Origin of the sequence: Amycolatopsis sp. VS8301801F10 (assembly GCF_046195355.1) — a bacterium.
In the GTDB taxonomy this organism is placed as follows: domain Bacteria; phylum Actinomycetota; class Actinomycetes; order Mycobacteriales; family Pseudonocardiaceae; genus Amycolatopsis.
In genome coordinates, this window is record NZ_CP176065.1 from 767,107 (window position 1) to 782,242 (window position 15,136).

At 69.2% G+C, this 15,136-nt stretch carries 16 protein-coding genes and 3 tRNA genes; 3 read left to right on the forward strand and 16 right to left on the reverse strand.

Going from position 1 to position 15,136, the window contains the following annotated elements:
* Positions 1–2 precede the first annotated feature (2 nt).
* The 4 genes from F9C11_RS03655 to rplJ all read right to left on the reverse strand — a co-directional run bounded on the left by F9C11_RS03655 (position 3) and on the right by rplJ (position 3,420).
* Positions 3–755 carry an ABC transporter permease gene (locus F9C11_RS03655; protein WP_050788377.1) on the reverse strand — a complete coding sequence of 251 codons (753 nt, stop codon included), beginning with the start codon at positions 753–755 and terminating at the stop codon, positions 3–5.
* Positions 756–787: 32 nt separating this feature from the next.
* Positions 788–1,966, reverse strand: coding sequence for an ABC transporter ATP-binding protein (locus F9C11_RS03660; protein WP_409183511.1), 1,179 nt, complete (start codon positions 1,964–1,966; stop codon positions 788–790).
* Positions 1,967–2,424: 458 nt separating this feature from the next.
* Positions 2,425–2,817: a 50S ribosomal protein L7/L12 gene (rplL, locus tag F9C11_RS03665; RefSeq protein ID WP_009072216.1), complete on the reverse strand. Its 393-nt coding sequence runs from the start codon at positions 2,815–2,817 to the stop codon at positions 2,425–2,427.
* Positions 2,818–2,865: 48 nt separating this feature from the next.
* Positions 2,866–3,420 (reverse strand): 50S ribosomal protein L10, encoded by a 555-nt coding sequence (rplJ, locus tag F9C11_RS03670; RefSeq protein WP_037816297.1) that lies wholly within the window; start codon positions 3,418–3,420, stop codon positions 2,866–2,868.
* A 319-nt stretch (positions 3,421–3,739) separates the two neighbouring features.
* Between rplJ and F9C11_RS03675 the strand changes: the two genes are divergently transcribed.
* Complete coding sequence (locus F9C11_RS03675; protein ID WP_409183512.1) at positions 3,740–4,726, forward strand: hypothetical protein; 987 nt, start codon at positions 3,740–3,742, stop codon at positions 4,724–4,726.
* Between the two features lie 3 nt (positions 4,727–4,729).
* Here F9C11_RS03675 and F9C11_RS03680 read toward each other — a convergent pair whose 3' ends face one another.
* The 6 genes from F9C11_RS03680 to F9C11_RS03705 all read right to left on the reverse strand — a co-directional run bounded on the left by F9C11_RS03680 (position 4,730) and on the right by F9C11_RS03705 (position 8,396).
* A complete protein-coding gene (locus F9C11_RS03680) occupies positions 4,730–5,539 on the reverse strand; it encodes an alpha/beta fold hydrolase (RefSeq protein WP_409183513.1) in 810 nt (269 codons plus the stop codon).
* Positions 5,540–5,608: 69 nt separating this feature from the next.
* Positions 5,609–6,328, reverse strand: a complete 720-nt coding sequence (rplA, locus tag F9C11_RS03685; protein ID WP_409183514.1) for a 50S ribosomal protein L1 — start codon at positions 6,326–6,328, stop codon at positions 5,609–5,611.
* 106 nt (positions 6,329–6,434) lie between these two features.
* Entirely contained in the window at positions 6,435–6,866 is a 432-nt protein-coding gene (gene rplK / locus F9C11_RS03690; protein WP_037360170.1) for a 50S ribosomal protein L11, read from the reverse strand.
* A gap of 82 nt (positions 6,867–6,948) precedes the next feature.
* Complete coding sequence (nusG, locus tag F9C11_RS03695; RefSeq protein ID WP_409183515.1) at positions 6,949–7,782, reverse strand: transcription termination/antitermination protein NusG; 834 nt, start codon at positions 7,780–7,782, stop codon at positions 6,949–6,951.
* Positions 7,783–7,856: 74 nt separating this feature from the next.
* Positions 7,857–8,291, reverse strand: coding sequence for a preprotein translocase subunit SecE (secE, locus tag F9C11_RS03700; RefSeq protein WP_409183516.1), 435 nt, complete (start codon positions 8,289–8,291; stop codon positions 7,857–7,859).
* Positions 8,292–8,323: 32 nt separating this feature from the next.
* Positions 8,324–8,396 (reverse strand) — tRNA-Trp (locus F9C11_RS03705).
* Between the two features lie 425 nt (positions 8,397–8,821).
* Between F9C11_RS03705 and F9C11_RS03710 the strand changes: the two genes are divergently transcribed.
* Both F9C11_RS03710 and F9C11_RS03715 read left to right on the forward strand, forming a co-directional pair.
* Positions 8,822–9,724, forward strand: coding sequence for a TIGR03619 family F420-dependent LLM class oxidoreductase (locus F9C11_RS03710; RefSeq protein ID WP_409183517.1), 903 nt, complete (start codon positions 8,822–8,824; stop codon positions 9,722–9,724).
* A 50-nt stretch (positions 9,725–9,774) separates the two neighbouring features.
* Positions 9,775–10,683 carry an SGNH/GDSL hydrolase family protein gene (locus tag F9C11_RS03715; protein WP_409183518.1) on the forward strand — a complete coding sequence of 303 codons (909 nt, stop codon included), beginning with the start codon at positions 9,775–9,777 and terminating at the stop codon, positions 10,681–10,683.
* Positions 10,684–10,798: 115 nt separating this feature from the next.
* Here F9C11_RS03715 and F9C11_RS03720 read toward each other — a convergent pair whose 3' ends face one another.
* The 6 genes from F9C11_RS03720 to F9C11_RS03745 form a co-directional block, all read right to left on the reverse strand.
* Positions 10,799–11,197, reverse strand: coding sequence for a MaoC family dehydratase (locus F9C11_RS03720; RefSeq protein ID WP_409183519.1), 399 nt, complete (start codon positions 11,195–11,197; stop codon positions 10,799–10,801).
* The gene (locus F9C11_RS03725; RefSeq protein WP_409183520.1) at positions 11,194–11,643 is read right to left on the reverse strand and encodes a MaoC family dehydratase N-terminal domain-containing protein; all 450 of its coding nucleotides are present in this window, start codon (positions 11,641–11,643) and stop codon (positions 11,194–11,196) included. Before F9C11_RS03725 ends, F9C11_RS03720 begins: the two co-directional genes overlap by 4 nt.
* Before the next feature lie 122 nt (positions 11,644–11,765).
* Entirely contained in the window at positions 11,766–11,930 is a 165-nt protein-coding gene (gene rpmG / locus F9C11_RS03730; RefSeq protein WP_005152047.1) for a 50S ribosomal protein L33, read from the reverse strand.
* Positions 11,931–11,979: 49 nt separating this feature from the next.
* A tRNA-Met gene (locus tag F9C11_RS03735) sits at positions 11,980–12,052 on the reverse strand.
* Positions 12,053–12,221: 169 nt separating this feature from the next.
* A tRNA-Thr gene (locus F9C11_RS03740) sits at positions 12,222–12,294 on the reverse strand.
* Between the two features lie 80 nt (positions 12,295–12,374).
* Positions 12,375–14,996, reverse strand: a complete 2,622-nt coding sequence (locus tag F9C11_RS03745) for a putative bifunctional diguanylate cyclase/phosphodiesterase (RefSeq protein ID WP_409183521.1) — start codon at positions 14,994–14,996, stop codon at positions 12,375–12,377.
* Positions 14,997–15,136 lie beyond the last annotated feature (140 nt).

Genomic DNA, 15,136 nt, shown 5'->3' on the forward strand with positions numbered 1-15,136 from the left:
GGTCAGTCCAGCTTTCCGGGCACGAGCTGCAGGTAGATCAGCGTGATCACGAAGTTCACGACGAAGAGCAGCAGGAACGTGATGACCACCGACTGGTTCACCGCGTCGCCGACGCCCTTCGGGCCGCCGCTCGGGTGCAGGCCGCGATAAGCCGCCACGACCGCGGCGATGAAGCCGAAGATCAGCGCCTTGATCTCGCCGACCCAGAGGTCGGGCAGCTGCGCGAGCGCGGAGAAGCTGGACAGGTACGCACCCGGGGTGCCGCCCTGGAGCACGACGTTGAAGAAGTAGCCGCCGAGCACGCCGATGACGCTGACCATGCCGTTGAGCAGGAGCGCGACGAGCATCATGGCGAGCGTGCGGGGCACGATCAGGCGCTGGACCGCGGAGACGCCCAGCACCTCCATCGCGTCGATCTCCTCGCGGATGGTCCGCGCGCCGATGTCCGCGCAGACCGCGCTGCCGCCCGCGCCGGCCACCAGCAGCGCGGTGACCAGCGGACTGGCCTGCTGCACGGTCGCCAGCACCGAACCGGCACCGGTGTAGGACTGCGCGCCGAGCTGGCGGGCGAGCGCGCCGAACTGCAGCGAGATGACCGCGCCGAACGGGATCGCGACGAGCGCGGTCGGCAGGATCGTCACGCTCGCGACGAACCAGGCCTGCTGGATGAACTCGCGGAACTGGAACGGGCGCTGGAAGATGCCGCGGACGATGTCGAGGCCGAGCGCGAACAGGTTCCCGGTCTCCCGCAGCATTCCGTAGCCGGGGATCTTGGCCGTGCTGGTGGTCACGCGCCACCCTGCCCGTGCCGGGGCGACCGGCGGTCCGCGCCCGGAATGCGCGCGACCTGGTCGGCGGGAAGCTGTCCCTGGTGCTGGTTGGGCACCGGACCCGGGCCGCTGACCGGGGGCAGCTGCTGGGTGGCCTCGGGACCGTGCTGGTGGTGGAACGCGCCGGGGTTGGGCCGCACGTTGTAGTACCGCTGCTGCTCCGGCGTCAGGGATTCGATGATCCCCTCCTGCGCGCTCGGCGGGAGCGTGTGCAGGATCCGCATGACGCGGTCCATCCGCCGCTTCGCCCCGGCCCGCTCCGGAACGCCCGGGCTGACCTGCATCTGCGGCACGACGCCGCGCACGTCCTCGTTGAGCACGTCGCCGTGCCCGGCGGCGGCCTCGGCCTGCTCGCGGGCCATCTGGGCGCTGTCCTTCTCCTCGGACATGCCGATCGGGCCGAGCTTGCGGCCGTTGAGGAACTGCTCGACCACCGGTTCGTCGCTGGTCAGCAGCACCTCGCGCGGGCCGAACATGACGAGTTCCTTGCGGAACAGCATGCCGAGGTTGTCCGGCACCGTGCGGGCGAGGTTGATGTTGTGCGACACGATCAGGAACGTCGCGTCGATCTGGGCGTTGACGTCCAGGAAGAGCTGGGAGATGTAGGTCGTGCGGACCGGGTCGAGACCGGAGTCCGGCTCGTCGACCAGGATGATCTCCGGGTCGAGCACGAGCGCGCGGGCGAGGCCGGCGCGCTTGCGCATCCCGCCGGAGATCTCGCCGGGGAGCTTCTTGTCCGCGCCGGCCAGACCGGTGATCTCGAGCTTCTCGAGCACGATCCGGCGGATCTCGGTCTCGGACTTCTTCGTGTGCTCCCGCAGCGGGAAGGCCACGTTGTCGAAGAGGTTCATCGAGCCGAACAGCGCGCCGTCCTGGAACAGGACGCCGAAGAGCTTCCGGATCTCGTACAGCTTGTGCTCGGAGCAGGTGACGATGTCGACGCCGTTGATGACACAGCGCCCGCGATCCGGCTTGAGCAGGCCGATCATCGACTTCAGGAACACGGACTTGCCGGTTCCGGACGGGCCGAGCATCGCCGAGACCTCGCCGGGAGGCAGGGTCAGCGTCACGTCCCGCCAGATGGTCTGCTTTCCGAAGGACTTCGTCAGACCTTCGATGACCACCTCGGCACCCATCGCACCTCCAGGAGCTGTTCCGCGTCGTCGCGCACCGCCGCCCCGTCACCCGCTGGCAGCGGCGGAGCTCGCGCGGCGAACTCCGCTTCAACCAGGTGCAACGAGCTGAGCGCGAACAGGTTACTCACCAGTTTTGTTCTCTGGCCAGCCCCCGTGCACGTCTCACGCGCCGGGGATCCAGTACGGCGACCGCTGGCAGCACGGTAGTGCACGTCACGTTCGGGCGCAGAGCCAGATGGCCGCCTGCCGCTCACCCTGACGGGTTAACCGGCGGAAACGCGACAAACAGGGGGTGACCCGGGACCGGCCAGCGCCCGGTTGATTCGCCTGAACGAGGGTGCCCAGGGCCGAGGTGGCGACTGTGCGTCTTTTTTGTCTCGGACAGCAAAAGGGGCGGACGCCCGTGTCGGGTGTCCGCCCCTTTCGAGGTGGTGCTGCAGGCGCTTGCGCGCCCGGGATCACTTGATGGTGATCTTGGCGCCGGCGGCCTCGAGCTTCTCCTTGGCGGCGTCGGCGGCCTCCTTGTCGACCTTCTCCAGGAGCGCCTTGGGAGCGGCCTCGACCAGCTCCTTGGCCTCCTTCAGGCCCAGACCGGAGACGACCTCGCGGACGACCTTGATGACCTGGATCTTCTTGTCGCCGGCCGAGTCGAGGATGACGTCGAACTCGTCCTGCTCGGCAGCGGCCTCGGCGCCACCGGCGGCGGCACCCGGGGCGGCGGCCACGACGGCGGCCGGGGCGGCGGCGGTGACGTCGAAGACCTCTTCGAATTCCTTCACGAACTCGGACAGCTCAAGAAGGGTCAGCTCCTTGAAGGCGTCGATCAGCTCGGCGGTGCTCAGCTTCGCCATGATGGCTTCCTCTCAGAAAAACGAACGAGACGTTCGGGGTGGGGTGGTTCAGCTCTCGGCGGGTGCTTCGGCTGCTTCGGTACCGGTGGCGTTGCGCTGCTTCTCCTCCAGCGCGGCAGCCAGGCGGGCAACCTGGGACGCCGGCGCCTGGAACAGCGCGGCGGCCTGGGAAAGCTTCGCCTTGAACGCGCCCGCCGCCTTGGAAAGCAGCACCTCGCGGCTGTCGAGATCGGCGATCTTGGTGATCTCGTCCACGGACAGCGACTTGCCGTCCATGTAGCCGCCCTTGATGACAAGCGCGTTGTTTTCCTTCGCGAAGTCGCGAAGCGCCTTCGCGGCGTCGACTGCCTCGCCGTGCACAAAAGCGATCGCGGTCGGGCCGACGAACAGGTCCTCGATGCCCTCGAGACCGGCGTCCTCAGCGGCACGCTTGACGAGGGTGTTCTTCGCGACCCGGTACTTGGCACTGGTGCCGAGAGCGCGGCGCAGCTGGGACAGCTGAGTCACGGAGAGGCCGGTGTACTCGGTAACGACGGTGGCCGAGCTGCTGCGGAAGCTCTCCGCGATCTCGGCGACGGCCGCCACCTTGTCGGGCTTCGCCATGGTCGCCTCCTCTCTTGGCTAGTGTCACCACTGGCTTCGGCGGAGGCGCCCCCGAACGACAAAACGCCCACGCGCAGCAAGACGCGGGGCGTTGCCCAGCCAGGACGGCTAGGGTTAGGGCCTCGTTCCTCCTGCGCGGGCCGTCCGCCAAACTGCGGAGCCTTCGCTCCCCGGGAATCCGGAGAGAACCAGCGGTCTTTGGTAGAACCGTCGACCAGCATACGGCAGGGGTTCCCGGGGTTGTCCGGCGCCCCCTCGCTGAGCTGCGAGAACCGGGGCAGTCTCGGGAAATCGCGGCGGAGCGGGCATCATTGGTGACGTGGCGGAACAGCGTGATCACGGAAAGCCGGAAGACCTCCCCTCTCCCGGCCCGGGTGGGTCCTCGGCGCAACCGCCCGCACTGCCGCAACCCGGCGGGGGCGAGGTCGCGCCGCGCCCTCCCGCTCAGCCAGCTGCGAACGAGCCGCAGCAGGCTGCGCCGAACCTTCCGCAGCCGAGCGGATCGGCCGCGCCGCAGCTGGATCCGGAGCAGCTGCGCCAGTTCCAGGAATTCCAGAGGTTCCAGGAGTACTTGCGGTTCACCCAGGCCCAACAGGGTGCCGAACCGGCCCCGGCTCCCGACGCTGGTCTGGTCCCGGCCGGAAACCGCCAGCCGCTCGCCGGTGGGCAGCCGCCTGCCCCGCCGCATCAGCCAGGTGCGCTGACCGAGTACCAGGAACCGCCGCGCAACCGCCGCCCGGTGCCGCGCTGGGTGAAGCGGCTGGGCGGGAAAATCCTGGGCTGGGTGATCGCCTTGGTCATCCTGGGCATCCTGGTCAACTGGGGCTATCACCAGATCTTTCCCAGCGACGACGGCAAAACCTCGGCCCAGATCGCCGCCGAGGGCGGCGGGACCTACCACACGAACCACATCTTCTCGACCAACCCGAACGAGGCGGTGCGGTTCGTCTACCACAACATCGCCCAGGGCCGGGTCGACGACGCCTGCGGGCGCTTCCGCGAGGACATCCAGGACAAGTTCGCCAAAGACACCACCGGCCAGCCGGATTGCAAGGTCGCGGTCGAGAAGCTCCACGCGCAAGTGAAGAACGTCAACGACTACGCCGAATCGCTCCCGTCCTACGTCTCGGGTCCGACTCCGCCGCCGGTGGTCAAGATCGATTCCTGTTCGTTCACCGTGAGCGGCGGTCCGGCGCTGGGCGTGTTCGAGGTGACCAAAGTGGACAAAGGACAGTGGCTGATCACCGGTCATTCGTCCGGCCCGGAGAAATGCCCTCCGCCGACGGCGACCTCCACCCCGAGCTGACCCTCACGCAGGAGAGCTGATCGGCAACCGGGTCTCCCCGGTGTCCGAGTACGCGAAGAAGTCCACCAGCGCCGCCGCGAAGGCCGGGTGTGCCACCGCTTCCATGTGGTTTCCCGGCACCCGCACCAGGCGCGCACCGGCGATCCCCGCGGCGAGGCGTTCCGGCTGCGTGGCCAGTTCGTCCGACTCCCCCGCCAGGATCAGCGTCGCCGCCGACAGGTTCGTCAGGCGCATCGGGCCGTGCGGGGTCGCGTGCATGACCGCGGCCAGTGCTTCGACGTCCGCGCCTGCCCGGCGGGCCAGCCGACGGAACGGGCGCGCCGCCGGGGGCACCTGCGAGCGGTCTTCGGCCAGCAGTCCGGCGGCGATCTGGCTCCGGTTGATCACCCGGGCGTCCACCCCGCCGAAGTCCACGATTCCCGCGCCGACCCCGCCGACCGCGAGGCAGCGGACTCGGCGGTCACGCGTAGCCACCAGCAGCGACACGATCGCGCCCATCGAATAGCCCGCCAGGCACACCTCGTCCAGGCCGAGTTCGTCGAACAGCGCGGTCAGGTCCGCGGCCATGATGTCCTCGCCGTAGGCCGCCGGGTCGTGCGGTTTCTCCGACGCGCCGTGCCCGCGCGCGTCCAGCGCGATCACCGTGAACCCGGCCTTGACCAGCGCGTCCACGACCCCGGGGTTGACCCAGTTCACCTGGGAATCGGCGGCGAAACCGTGGTGCAGCACGACCGGCCGCCGGTGCCGTCCGTCCCCCTCCCAGACCGTGTAGCTCAGCTGGAGCCCGTCGGGGGCGAGGAACGTCGTTGGCATACGTCCATGAGACACGAAAAAAGGGTGGTCACGCACGAAGCGTGACCACCCTTTCGCGTGATGTGCGACTCAGACCGCGGCTTCCTCGGAGAGGAGGTTGCGGGTCCGCGCCGGGTCGACCGGGATGCCCGGGCCCATCGTCGTGGTGAAGGTGACCTTCTTGACGTAGCGGCCCTTCGCCGACGACGGCTTGGCGCGCAGGATCTCGTCCAGCGCGGCCGCGTAGTTCTCCACCAGCTTCTCGGTGTCGAACGACGCCTTGCCGATCACCAGGTGCAGGTTCGCCTGCTTGTCGACGCGGAAGTTGATCTTGCCGCCCTTGATGTCCTTCACGGCCTTCTCGACCGCGGGGGTCACCGTGCCGGTCTTCGGGTTCGGCATGAGGCCGCGCGGGCCGAGGATGCGGGCGATGCGGCCCACCTTGGCCATCTGGTCCGGCGTCGCGATCGCGGCGTCGAAGTCGAGCCAGCCACCCTGGATGCGCTCGATCAGTTCGTCGGTGCCGACCGCGTCCGCGCCGGCGGCTTCGGCCTCGGCGGCCTTGTCGCCGACGGCGAAAACGATGACGCGGGCGGTCTTACCGGTGCCGTGCGGCAGGTTCACGGTGCCGCGGACCATCTGGTCGGCCTTGCGCGGGTCGACCCCGAGACGCATCGCGACCTCGACGGTCGCGTCCATCTTCGTCTTGGAGGTCTCCTTCGCCAGCTTCACGGCCTCGAGCGGCGCGTAGAGACGCGTCTTGTCGATCAGCTCCGCGGCCTGGCGGTAGGCCTTGCTGTGCTTGGTCATGCTTCTGTCCTTAGTAAGTCAGCGGATCAGTAGTGGTACGGGCAGCACATCAGCCCTCCCACTCGTGCTGGCGCGAAATCACGCCGCCTCGACGGAGTCGGGGCAATTACTCGACGGTGATGCCCATCGAGCGGGCAGTGCCGGCGATGATCTTCGCGGCCTGGTCGATGTCGTGCGCGTTGAGGTCGGTCTCCTTGGTCTTCGCGATCTCGCGGACCTGGTCCCAGGTGACCTTGGCGACCTTGGTCTTGTGCGGCTCGCCGGAGCCCTTCTCCACGCCCGCGGCCTTGAGCAGCAGCTTGGCGGCCGGCGGCGTCTTCAGCTTGAAGTCGAACGACCGGTCCTCGTACACGGAGATCTCGACCGGGACGACGTCCCCGCGCTGCGACTCGGTCGCGGCGTTGTAGGCCTTGCAGAACTCCATGATGTTGACGCCGTGCTGGCCCAGCGCCGGGCCGACCGGCGGCGCGGGGTTGGCCGCACCCGCCTTGATCTGCAGCTTGATGATCGCCGCAAGCTTCTTCTTCTTGGGTGGCATTACCTTGTGTCCTTCTCAACTGACGTGAGTCCCCCGCACACCTGCCAGTACGCGGGGACTGCCGACCGGGATGGCCCGGCCGTCAGATCTTGGAGACCTGGCTGAACGAGAGCTCGACCGGGGTCTCCCGGCCGAAGATCGACACCAGGACCTTCAGCTTCTGCCCGTCGACGTTGACCTCGGAGATCGTGGCGGGCAGCGTGGCGAACGGGCCGTCCATGACGGTGACCGACTCGCCGACCTCGAAGTCGACCTCGACGGCGGGCGCACCGGACGGCGCGGCCGCGGCGGATTCGCCGCCCTTGGCCGCCTTGGCCGGGGCTTCCTTCTCCACCTGCGGGGCGAGGAACTTCAGCACCTCGTCCACGGTCAGCGGCGACGGCCGCGAGGTGGCCCCGACGAACCCGGTGACGCCCGGGGTGTTGCGGACCGCGCTCCACGACTGGTCGTTGAGGTCCATCCGGACCAGGATGTAGCCGGGCAGCACCTTGCGCTGCACCTGCTTGCGCTGGCCGTTCTTGATCTCGGTGACCTCTTCGGTCGGGACCTCGATCTGGAAGATGTAGTCCTCGACGTCCAGGGTCTGGGTACGCGTCTCGAGGTTGGTCTTGACCTTGTTCTCGTAACCGGCGTACGAGTGCACGACGTACCACTCGCCCGGCGCGGCCTTGAGCTCGGCGCGCAGCGCGGCGACCGGGTCGTCCGCCTCGGGGGCGGGCTCGGTCACGTCGGCTTCGGCGGCGTCGTCGGTGTCGTCCGCCTCGTCGGCGGAGGCTTCTTCGGCGGCGACCTCGTCCTCGGCGACGGGCACCTCGACGGGCTCGGCAGACTCCTCGTCGCCGGGCGCCGCCTGCGCCTGCTCGTCGGAAAGCTCGGTCAGGTCGCGACCGGCTTCGGTGCCGTTGTCGGAGGTCACGTTCCGTCCTCTCAGTTGATCGCTTGCCGGGCCGGACCGGGGCCCGGCCAGCGCGGTGGCGCGCCCTGCGGGCGTCAGCCGAAGACCAGCCCGACCAGCTCCTTGAAGCCGAGATCGAGGCCGCTCACGAGGGCCACCATGAACACCACGAACACCAGCACGACCGCGGTGTAGGTGACCATCTGCTTGCGGTTGGGCCAGATGACCTTGCGCAGTTCGGCCCAGACCTCGCGGATGAACCGCGTGAACCGGGCGAACACCGAGGCCTTCTTGGGCTTCCGGTCCCGTTTGGGGGTGGGCGCGCCCTTGGCGTCGGCGGGCTTCGCGACCTTGTCGCCCGCCTTGCCGGACGGACGGGTCGAGCCCGGCCGTGCCTCGGACTTGCCTGCCGGCCGAGCGGAAGCGCGGCGTTCGCGCCGAGCCGCGGCGGACACCGGGCGGGATTCGACTCCGGGCCGCTTGCCCGAATCGTCCTGCTCGTGCTCGCCGCTGGCGTCGCTGTCGCTCACGACCACTCCTCCGCTCCACCAGTTCCCGTACGCAGGGGTGACAGGACTTGAACCTGCAACCTGCGGTTTTGGAGACCGCTGCTCTGCCAATTGAGCTACACCCCTGTGGAGCCCGGTCACCCTGGCTCCGGAGGACGCATTCCATCGTCCCCACCATCCGGCGGGGATGACCGTAGTGCGTTCCGAGTTCCGAAGTCTACGGCAAGCCGGATGAAGCCTTGCAACCCAGCCCCCTCGACGGCGCCGCGGCGGCTCGGCGGGGGTCCCTCCGGGGCCTCCGGACAGCATCCCGGAATGCGCGGCGAAGATCACCCGATCGTGCGAACATAGGCCCGTGCCCCGTTATCCGATTAATCGTAAAGCCGCCGGCGACCGCCGCCCCGCCCGGCTTCGCGACCGCTCCGGATCACTGGGCACGGCAAGGGAAATCGCTTCCGCCCTGGCGATTTTCCCCGCCCGGAAGCCAAGATCAGCTCCCGGCGAGATGATCTTCGTTGACCCGCAAGCGAAACTCTGATCAAGGAGACTCGGTGACCACATTCCGGCTCGGGCTCGCTCTGCCGCAGTACGGCAAGCTCGCCGACCCCTCCGCCATCGCCGGCTTCGCCGCCGAAGCCGAGCGGCTGGGCTTCGCCTCGCTGTGGGTCGGGGACCGGGTGCTGACCCCGGTCGCCCCCAAGACCTATTACCCGTCCGGTACCCCCGAACAGCCGTACCCGCCGGAGTTCGTCCGCTTCGTCGACCCCCTGCTCGCGCTCACCATCGCGGCGAATTCGACCGAGACCGCGCGGCTGGGGTCGAGCACCCTCAACGGCCCGCTCTACTCGCCGGTGCTCCTGGCGCGGTCCCTGACGTCACTGGATCTGCTGTCCGGCGGCAGGCTCGACGTGGGACTCGGGCTCAGCTGGCTCCGCGACGAGTACACCGCCGCCGGCGTGCCGTGGGAGCATCGCGGCGCGCGGCTGGCCGAACTGGTCAAGGTGCTGCGGACGCTCTGGACCGAGGACCCGGCCGGGCACCGGAGCGAGCGCTGGGACATCCCGGACTCCCTGATCGGCCTGCGTCCGCTGCAGCAGCCCGGCCCGCCGGTGCTGCTGGGCGGGGCGTCGGACGCGGCGCTGCGGCGCGTCGGCCGGATCGCCGACGGCTGGCTGCCCGCCGGGCTCCCGCTCCCGCTGCTGCGGCAGAAGTGGGCGGTGGTGGTCGAGTCCGCGGAGAAGGCCGGTCGGGACCCGGAATCGCTGCGCCGCGTGCTGCGGATCAACCCGACGCCTGGCTCGAAGACCTCGACCGTCGAGGACGTCGCGGCCCTGCTGAAGGCCGCCGAGGCCGACGGCATCACCGAAGCGCTGGTCGATCTGCACTATGTGGCCGAAACCGTCCCGCACGCGCTGGAGCTGGCGGGCGAACTCCACGCCGCTGTCTTTGCGTGATCACCCGTAAGCGGGTCGTCGGCGAGGGGCTGGACCGGTAGAACGGTCGGGTGGGGGCAAACAAAAGCGGTGGATGCGGGTTGCTCGTCCTCGTGGTCGTGGGGGCGCTGCTGGCCGTCGGCTACTACAAGTCGAAGCACGACTCGTCGATCGCCCCGCCCTCGGGCGCGGACACCGGCGGCGGCAGCGGCCGGTACGTCGCGCTCGGCGACTCGTACACGTCGGCTCCGCGCACCGGGAAGCAGGCGGGCTCGCCGGCCGGCTGCGCGCGGTCGGACAACAACTATCCGCACCTGGTGTCGGCGAAGCTGAAGCCGGCGAAGTTCGTGGACGTCAGCTGCAGCGGCGCGACGACCGACGACCTGACCGACTCGCAGTCGACGCGCAACGGCTCGAATCCGCCGCAGTTCGACTCGGTCACCGCGGACACGACGCTCGTCACCTTGGGCATCGGCGGCAACGATGTGGGATTCATCGCACTGGCGCAGACCTGTGTGACCGCCCACCAGAACGCCTCGCCGTGCAAGGACCGGCTCACCGCGGGCGGCAAGGACGAACTGGCCGACCGGATCAGCGAGACCGCGAAGAAGGTCGGCACCGCGCTCGAGCAGATCCACAAGAAGGCCCCGAAGGCGCGGGTCGTGGTCGTCGGCTATCCGACGGTCCTCCCGGACGGCGACGGCTGCTGGCCGGTTCTGCCGCTGGGCTCCGGCGACGTGGCGTATCTGCGAGACGCGCTCGGCAAGCTCAACGACGCCCTGTCCGATCAGGCCAAATCGCACGACGCCGGGTTCGCGGACACCGCGGAGCCGAGCAAGGGCCACGACGTCTGCGCGAATTCGGACGTCAAGTGGGTTGAAGGAGTCGTCCCGACGTCCTCGGCCGCGGCCCTGCACCCGAACGCGCGGGGCGAGGCCGGGATGGCTGGCGTGGTGGAGTCGGTGCTCGGGGTGCACTGAGGCGGCCCGGCGGGTGCCGCGCGGGGATTCCCGCCCTGTCTCCGGAGAGCGCGCGGGCCGAGGTCCGTGAGGGAATCTGATTCCCTCACGGTGGCCCTCACGGACTTTTGCCGGGTCAGGGGCGGACGAGAGCCTGCGGTTTGCCCAGCACGGTCTTGCCCTCGAACTTCACCGTCAGGTCGATCCGCGCGAGCCCCTCGTCGGTCAGGGCGCCGACCTTGCCGGTCACCTCGACCAGCGCGCCCTCGTCGTTGTCCGGGACCACGACGGGGCGGGTGAAGCGCGTGCTGAAGTCCACCAGGCGGGCCGGGTCGCCGAGCCAGTCGGTGACGATGCGGCCGGACACGGCCATCGTGAGCATGCCGTGCGCGATCACGTCCGGGAGGCCGACCTTGGTCGCGAAGTTCTCGTTCCAGTGGATCGGGTTGAAATCGAGCGAGGCGCCGGCGTAGCGGACCAGCTGCGCGCGGGTGATGCGGACCTCCAGCGGAGGCAGTTCGTCGCCGACGTTCACGCTTCCGCCCCCCGAACCACGAGCTGCGCCCGCGTCGTGCACACGAGTTTGCCGTCCGCGTCGGTGATTTCCGCGCGGAGGTTGATGAAGTCGTTGCCCGCCCTCGCCATGATCGACTCGATCGTGGCCGAGATTTCCAGCTCGTCGCCGGCGTGCACCGGGCGTTCGTAGCGGAAGCCCTGGTCGCCGTGGACCATCCGGGAGTAGTCGAGCCCGAGCGCGGGGTCGGACACGATGCCGTTGATCTTCGGCAGGTTCAGGATGGTGAGGAAGGTGGGCGGCGCGAGCACGTCCGGGTGGCCAGCCGCGCGGGCCGCCTCCGGGTCCCGGTACACCGGGTTCGGGTCCTCGATCGCGTCGGCGAACTCGCGGATCTTCTCCCGGCTCACGAAGTACTTGCTGTCCGACGGGTACTCCCGCCCGGTGAACGACTGGTCCAAAGGCACGCGAAGAGGCTAACCGAACCCGGGCGCGCCCCCGCGCGGGTGCCAGAACTGGCCAGTAGACAGCGAAAAGCCGCCCCGGCGAGTGCCGGGACGGCTTGTCGAAGCTGGTAAGACCGCCTGCGTCAGCGGGTCTCTTTGTGAGTCCGGTGCGTACCGCAGTTCGGGCAGAACTTCTTCATCTCCAGGCGATCCGGGTTGTTGCGCCGGTTCTTCTTGGTGATGTAGTTGCGGTGCTTGCACTCCTCGCACGCCAGCGTGATCTTGGGTCGCACGTCGGTGGCAGCCACAGCGTTTCCTTCTCTCTCAGATCCGGGGGCCAGCCCCGTCGTTACCGCGTAGCGGTGGCCGGACTTGAACCGGCGACACAGCGATTATGAGCCGCTTGCTCTGCCAACTGAGCTACACCGCCCTACGTGACACCCACCCCACCTGACCCAACCCGCCAAGCCAAGGTGACCCAGCCGGGGGGTCCAGGGGGGCAAGCCCCCCTGGCGGGGGTCTGGGGGTTCGACCCCCAGATGGACGCCGCGAAGCGAGCCAGGCCCGCGCTTTCCGCGGACATAGCTCGCCTACTCGCGAGCCCCTTTACGGAATCGAACCGTAGACCTTCTCCTTACCATGGAGACGCTCTGCCGACTGAGCTAAAGGGGCCTTGCCTCTCGCGAGGACTTGGAAAGATTAGCAACCCGTCCGGAGTACCCGTGCAACCGGGGTCGGTTAACCGCAAAACCTCAGGTCAGCAGGGTCAGCACGGTCTCCGAATGCCGTCCCGGCGAACGTGCCGTGCGGGCCTGCAGCCACGCCTCCAGCCGGTCCTCCGGCAGCGGCCGCGAGATCAGGTAGCCCTGGGCCACGTCACATCCCATCGCCTCGAGCTGATCGCGCGCCACGTCCTCCTCGACGCCTTCCGCGACCACCGTCAGGCCCAGCGAGTGGCCGAGTTCGACGATCGACCGCACCACCGCGAGGTCGCCGAGATCGGTTCCCATGCCGAGCACGAAGCTCTTGTCGATCTTGACCTGGTCCACCGGCAGCTGGCGCAGGTACGCGAGCGACGAATAGCCGGTGCCGAAGTCGTCCACCGCGAGCACGATGCCCAGCGAATGCAGTTCGCGCAGGATCGGCAGCGCCTTCTGCGGGTCGGACATCACGCCGGACTCGGTCAGTTCGAACGTCAGCAGTTCCGGCGGCACGTCGAAGCGTTCCAGTTCGCGCTGGACCTTCGCCGGGAAGTCGTCGTCGGAGAGGTTCCGCACCGAGAGGTTGACCGCCGCGGAGATCCGCAGGCCCTCGTCGAGCCACTTGCGCACGCGCTTCAGCGATTGTTCCAGCACGAACGACGTCAGCACGCCGATCAGGCCGGCCGCCTCGATCGCGGGCACGAATTCGTCCGGGCCGAGCCTGCCGAATTCCGGGTGCACCCAGCGCACGAGCGCCTCGACGCCCTGCACCTGCCGGTTCGGCAGCGTCACCTTCGGCTGGTAGTGCACGGAGACGTGGCCGTCTTCCAGCGACTGCCGGAACTGCGTGACCATCTGGAACCGGCGCAGGAAGATCTGTCCCATGCTCGGCACGTAGCCGCGGACTTCCTCGCCGCCGCGGGTGGCGCGGACGGCGACGTCGGCGCGCTGCAGCAGGCCGTCGACGTCGACCTCGCCGGCGTCGTCCGCGGAGCTGGCGTAGCCGATCATCGCGTTGGCTTCGACGGAAAGCCGGTCCACCGGATACGGCTCGGACAGCTGGACCCGAAGCCGTTCGGCGGCGCGATGGGCGTCTTCGATCGAGCAGTCCACGAGCAGCGCGGCGAAGGACGCGCCTTCGAGCCGGGCGAGCGGGACGTCCGGGCCGAGCGCGCCGCGGATGCGCGTGCCCGCGGCGATGACCATCCGGTCCGCCCACGAGTAGCCGAGCGCGTCGCTGACCGTGGAGAAGACGTCGAGGTCGATCCGCAGCACCACGACCTCCGCCGATTCGCGCAGCGGATCCCGCGAGACCTGCTGGAATCCCGGCCGGTTCAGGTGCCCGGTGAGCGGGTCGTGGTAGGCGTCGTGGCGGAGCGTGGCGAGCAGCCGCCGGTTGTCGAGCGACGTCGCGAGGTGGCTGGCCATCGTGCCGAGCAGCTGGACGTCGTACTTGCCGAAACCGCGCCAGCGCGAGAGCCGGTCGTGCGCTTCGACGACGCCGAGCAGCTGGTTCGCGCTGCGCAACGGCACCACGAGCGCTTCCTGCGCACTGCGTTCCAGCAGCGCCGCGCGGACGTCCGGATTGGCCTCGGTGATCCGGAAGTGCCGGACGTGCGCACCGGGAAGGCGCAGCAGCGGGTCGTCGTGGGCCGGGTCGGCGGGCGGCAGTTCGTTGCCCGCGACCACGACGCGCATCGGGTCGTCGGCCTCCAGGCGCAGCCGCAGCACGACGCGTCCGGCGGCCAGCTGGTCCTTGATCCGCTCGGCGATCGTGGCCCATTCGCGCACGTCGACCCCGCCGACCAGTTCCTCGCCGCGGCTCGCCGGCCGAGCGGCGGCCTGCTGGCCGGACCGGGCGACCATCAGGCTGACGTCGGACAGCGCTTCCATGTCCCGCTGTTCGCGGAGCAGGTCGGAATACGCCCAGTACAGCGCGGTCAGTCCGAGGAACACCGCCAGCACCAGCGGCCAGGCCTGCGGGGTGCTCGCGATGACGAGGTAGCCGGTGAGGCCGACCGAAGCGTTGACGAAGCCGACCACGAGGATGCGGCCGGTCAGCCGGATCGCGGTGCTCACGCGCATCCGGCGGCGCAGCACGCGCACGGCGGCCAGCGCGAGCAGCGTGCTGACCAGCGGCGCGGTGAGCGTTCCGGCGAGCGCGGCGACCCACGGCATGGTCGGCCCGCCGCCCATGGCCAGGTGCACGAGCCCGGCGACGGCGAACGCGCCGGTGATTTCGAGCAGGAACGCGCCCGCGTTGTAGAGGACCCGGCCGGCGACCTTGCGGGCCAGCAGCGTGCCGATGCCCGCCACGAGATGCGCGGCGAGCACCACTTCGAACGGGGCGACGAAGAAACCGATTACCAGCGGGATCTCGGTGAACGAGATGGTCCACGAAATGCCGCTGCGGACGTCGACGTTGATGCCGAGCTGTTCGGCGAGCAGGAACGCGACGGCGAGCACCGGGCCGATCCACCAGAGCTTGGCCGAACCGTGGAACGGCAGCCAGGTGCCGACGGCGAGGGCCGCGAGCAGGCCGAGGCCCAGCACGAAGAAGGTGTAAACGCGAAAGCGGCTCTCGTCCGTGCGGCCTTCGGCCGGTGCGGAGCCAGCACCTCCCGAGCCCATCGCCTCCGGCGCGGCACCGGGATGGGCGTTGCTGTCCGGCATCCGACCTTCCTTCCCGGCTGCCCGGTCGCGCTCGTCCGTGACGTCAGGTGTGGGCGAGGGCGCCACCTTACCCCGTAGGGCGTACCGGCGTCCCTTTCGAGACAGTAGGAGATCACCCCAGGGTTAACAATGGGCGTTCT

Coding starts and splice junctions, on each gene's coding strand:
- F9C11_RS03655 (WP_050788377.1), bottom strand. CDS start 755: ATGCTGCGGGAGACCGGGAACCTGTTCGCGCTCGGCCTCGACATCGTC.
- F9C11_RS03660 (WP_409183511.1), bottom strand. CDS start 1,966: ATGGGTGCCGAGGTGGTCATCGAAGGTCTGACGAAGTCCTTCGGAAAG.
- rplL (WP_009072216.1), bottom strand. CDS start 2,817: ATGGCGAAGCTGAGCACCGCCGAGCTGATCGACGCCTTCAAGGAGCTG.
- rplJ (WP_037816297.1), bottom strand. CDS start 3,420: ATGGCGAAGCCCGACAAGGTGGCGGCCGTCGCCGAGATCGCGGAGAGC.
- F9C11_RS03680 (WP_409183513.1), bottom strand. CDS start 5,539: ATGCCAACGACGTTCCTCGCCCCCGACGGGCTCCAGCTGAGCTACACG.
- rplA (WP_409183514.1), bottom strand. CDS start 6,328: ATGACCAAGCACAGCAAGGCCTACCGCCAGGCCGCGGAGCTGATCGAC.
- rplK (WP_037360170.1), bottom strand. CDS start 6,866: ATGCCACCCAAGAAGAAGAAGCTTGCGGCGATCATCAAGCTGCAGATC.
- F9C11_RS03745 (WP_409183521.1), bottom strand. CDS start 14,996: ATGCCGGACAGCAACGCCCATCCCGGTGCCGCGCCGGAGGCGATGGGC.